Raw genomic sequence first — 1,455 nt, 5'->3', positions numbered from 1 at the left:
TACGCCTATCCCCTCCCCCCCGCTTCCCCCCCCCCCCCCACCCCGCCGCCCCGCCCGGGTGGACGGTCCGGGGCCTCTTCGTGGGGGGCCGGCGGGTCAGGCGCCCGTGGCGTCCACGCGGTCCATGCCGGTGTCGAGGAGGGCGAGCAGCAGCGGCGGGTCGATGAGGCGCATCGGGCGGAGCCGCAGGTCCACCGGGCCGGGCACCGTGTTGGAGCCGACGGCGATGGGCTCCGACGACCCCACCCACGGCACCGCGTCGGGGGCGGTCGGGTCCGGGACCACCGGGCCGCGGCCGGGGGCGACCGACTGGGCCAGCACGTACCAGGTGCCCTGGGGGACGTTCGGCAGCTCGTAGCGCCCCGGCCCGTCCAGGACCGTGCACCGGACGGGCGAGCCCTGCGGGATCGGCTCGGGGAAGAGGCCGACGAACACCAGGTCCGCCCCCCGGTCCGGGGCCGGGACGATCTCCCCGCTGATCGTCACCGACCGGCTTCCCCAGCCGTTGCGCCGGTTGTCGGTCGGGATGAGCGGCCGGAACCCGCCGTTCTGCCGGTACAGCGTCGGCGCGACGCCCACGCTGCTCTTGAACCGGGAGCTGAACGTCCCGACGCTGGTGTAGCCGACCTGGTTGCTGATCTCCGCGACGGTGAGCGAGGTCGAGATCAGCAGCCGCTTGGCCGCCTGCAGCCGGACCGCCGACAGGAACCGGCCCGGCGAGATGCCGGTGACCTGCCGGAAAATCCGGGAGAAATGGAATTTGCTGAACAGCGCCGTGCGCGCCATGTCGTCGATGGTGAGCTGCTCGCCGAAGTTCTCGTACATGGCCCGGACGACCCGCTCGACGGCCTCTTCCGAAACGTCTGCCATCTTTACAACCCTTGCGCTGTGGCGGCCGTCCGCCGGAGGGCGGAATCCCGCGTTTACAGGTCTTCGGTTGACTTGACAAGACCATGCTAAATGGCCGCTGTGCTGGGTCAATGTGCCCTGGCCGAACAATAACGGCGTGATGAGCGGGAATCCTCCGGTCCCGCTCGGGAACGGAAAAAGAAAAAGGTGCTCTCTGTGATCACCGGACCACTGTCGGGAGTTTTCAAGGGCATGCGGGAACGCGGCGGAAAAGGCGAAAGAACGGGGCGGCGGCAGGGGGTGTGGATAATCCGTCAGTCCGCGTCCAGCACGGTGGCGAACCACTCCCAGGCGGTCGCGGTCTGGCGCGCGAGCCCGGCCACCGCCTCGCGGCAGTGGCTCGGCACCGCCTCGACCAGGCCGGTCCAGTCGTCCAGCGCGAGCGCCTGGGCGTTGAGCACCCGCAGCAGCTCACGTCCGGGGTCGGTGTGCCGCAGCGCCGGGTCCTTCATCAGCCGGACCAGCACCTCCCGCGCCGACGCCGGCCCGCCCGCCCGGACCCGGTCGTCCGCCCCGGCCGGCGCGTCCGCGACGGGCCGGAGCTCC

1 protein-coding gene and 1 pseudogene are annotated in these 1,455 nt (G+C 71.6%); both read right to left on the bottom strand.

From position 1 onward, the window contains the following. Positions 1-96: 96 nt before the first annotated feature. Entirely contained in the window at positions 97-870 is a 774-nt protein-coding gene (locus AB0J52_RS40405) for an AraC family transcriptional regulator (RefSeq protein ID WP_500188494.1), read from the bottom strand. Positions 871-1,163: 293 nt separating this feature from the next. Beyond that, a pseudogene (locus tag AB0J52_RS40400) lies at positions 1,164-1,455 on the bottom strand (hypothetical protein); the annotation flags it as partial.

Source organism: Spirillospora sp. NPDC049652 (genome assembly GCF_040675125.1).
GTDB lineage: Bacteria > Actinomycetota > Actinomycetes > Streptosporangiales > Streptosporangiaceae > Spirillospora.
The sequence above is the reverse complement of the archived record's forward strand: the minus strand, read 5'-3'. Positions and strand labels throughout refer to the sequence as shown.